Source organism: Mesorhizobium sp. M7A.F.Ca.CA.002.15.2.1 (assembly GCF_003998715.1).
GTDB classification, from domain to species: Bacteria; Pseudomonadota; Alphaproteobacteria; order Rhizobiales; family Rhizobiaceae; genus Mesorhizobium; species Mesorhizobium ciceri.
On the sequence record NZ_RZPI01000868.1, the window covers coordinates 1 to 2,007 of the forward strand.

A 2,007-nucleotide genomic window follows, 5' to 3' on the forward strand; every position below is an offset into this window, starting at 1 on the left:
TCTCTACTCGGACTGTCACGTCATTCCGGTCGGAACCGCCGATCCGGTCCGCGCCATGCGCGCTGCCGACCGGCTGCCGATCATTATGCAGTCGCTGACAACGGCTTATGATCTGGTCGTGGTCGAATGCGGACCAGCCGACGCGCAGGGCATCGGCCGTCTGACCGGCGACGCCACCGAGGTCTTTCTCTCCATGCTGGAGGCCGACGACGAGGTGACGCAGGCTGCCGTCAAGCTGATCGAGAACGGCTATCCCGACCTGACGCTGGTGACGCCGCTCGGCCACGAACCGCCCGGCAATCCGGTGCCGGGACGGCGCACTGCCGCCGCCTGAGAGAGCTGCGGATCGCCTGGCGGAGCCGTTCAGCGGTTCGCCCGATCTAGCCCAGTTCCAGGGTCGTTACGCCGAACACCCTTTGCAGGTCCAGTTCCGGGGCAGGCCCCTTGTACATGCGCGTGGTGGTGAAGGTCGGCGCAAAGCCGGCCGCATCGAGCGCAGTTATGAAACCGGTGTTATCGGCGGGGACGTCGATATGCAGCTCGCCGCCCTCACAGGCACCGGCCAGTCCCTCCAGGAGTTGCGAAGCGATTTCCATGTCGTCGGCAAACAGCGGGCCGATCTTGAAGCCGGATCGGCACCGGCGCACCACGCCAAAGCCGGTGACGCCGCGCGAACCGATTGCCGCCAACCCATGATGCGGTTCTTGCAGCCATCGCTTCAGAAAGGCGTCTCGGGGCGCCGGAAAGCAATGGGCGTCATAGGCGACGACATCGGACAGGAGTTGCGTTGTAATCATCCGCAACCCATCGGCCCTGGCCGTCGGGCCTGCCTTGCGCCCGGTGAAGCGGATGGTCTCGTAGGCCGGCGCGAAGCCCTTGCGCCGGTAATTGGCCTGCTGCTCGGCGACGCCGTCAAGGCCGACGGTCCGGCCTGCAAGCCTTTTCATGCCGGCGTCCCACACCGTCTTGCCGTAGCCCATGCCGCGCATGTCAGGCCGGGAGATGTAGAGGCCGATGAAGCCGAATTCGCTGCCATAGGCCACGGCCGAAATTGCCGCGACCATGTCGTCGCCGACAAAGGCGCCGATGAAGCCTTCGGGGTCCGCCGCCTGGAGCATCGCCGGGTCTTCAAGACCTGGGTTCCAGCCTTCCGCAGCTGCCCAGTCGACGAGAAGCGCCAGTTCCTGCAGGGACAGTGTGCGGATGATCGGCGTCATTGCGTTAGCTATCTTCTTCCGAGGGCGCCGCCTGGCCGGCGGCTTTGCGGCGCAGCACCTTGGTCAGCTTCCAGATCGTCGGGCTGTTCTTGACGAAGGCTTTCAGCCGCGCGCCTTGCCGAAGCGTCAGCGCCAGCATGCGGCCCTTCACGGTCAAGGGGACCAGCACTTCGAAATGCCGCGTTTCGATATCGCACCACAGCCGCTTGTAAGGCTCATCTCCTACCGAAAAGTCATACACCTCGAAACCGGTCTCGCAGGCTTCCTGGATGTTGTCGAAGAACAGGAAGTCGCCGGGGCTGGCGTGCCCGAGATCGTCCTCGGCGATCGCTCCGAATTCGCAGATCAGGCGTTTGCCCGAGCGGCTTGAACCGGTAATGGCGCGCAGCTTGCCGGCAACCTCGAGCCCGTGCAGCACGAAGGAAGGCTTGTCCTCGCTAAGTGCTTGCGAAAACAGCGCGCGGAAGAAGCCGCGCACCTGCGCGTCGCCGAAGACGTTGGCGATGCCCATCTTGCGGAAGCGGAGTTCCTTCATCTCGAAGAAGGCGTCGAGCAGCCTGTCGATCTCGTCCGGGGTGCGGGCCTCGATGCGCCGGTGGCTGCCGACGGTCTCGAATTTCCGGATCTGCGACCGGTGCTTCTTGCGTTTGCGTTTGCCACTGGCGCGAGAAAGCAGCGCATCGAAGCCGCCGGCGAGATCGACGGCCAGCGACAGATTGGGGCTGGAAAAATGGTCAAGCGATGCGAGCGGATTGGCGACGCCGTCGAGATCGGGCAGCAACCGCTCGAG

2 protein-coding genes and 1 pseudogene are annotated in these 2,007 nt (G+C 64.6%); 1 reads left to right on the plus strand and 2 read right to left on the minus strand.

Annotated elements, in window-relative coordinates:
* Nucleotides 1-334: pseudogene (locus ENZ74_RS30455) on the plus strand (tyrosine-protein kinase family protein); the annotation flags it as partial.
* A gap of 46 nt (nucleotides 335-380) precedes the next feature.
* Here ENZ74_RS30455 and ENZ74_RS30460 read toward each other — a convergent pair.
* Together ENZ74_RS30460 and ENZ74_RS30465 are read right to left on the minus strand one after the other, a co-directional pair.
* Nucleotides 381-1,217, minus strand: a complete 837-nt coding sequence (locus tag ENZ74_RS30460) for a GNAT family N-acetyltransferase (RefSeq protein WP_063167776.1) — start codon at nucleotides 1,215-1,217, stop codon at nucleotides 381-383.
* A gap of 4 nt (nucleotides 1,218-1,221) precedes the next feature.
* Nucleotides 1,222-2,007, minus strand: a 786-nt coding sequence (locus ENZ74_RS30465; protein WP_127313244.1) for a GNAT family N-acetyltransferase, incomplete at its 5' end; no start/stop codon positions are given.

Coding starts and splice junctions, on each gene's coding strand:
- ENZ74_RS30460 (WP_063167776.1), bottom strand. CDS start 1,217: ATGACGCCGATCATCCGCACACTGTCCCTGCAGGAACTGGCGCTTCTC.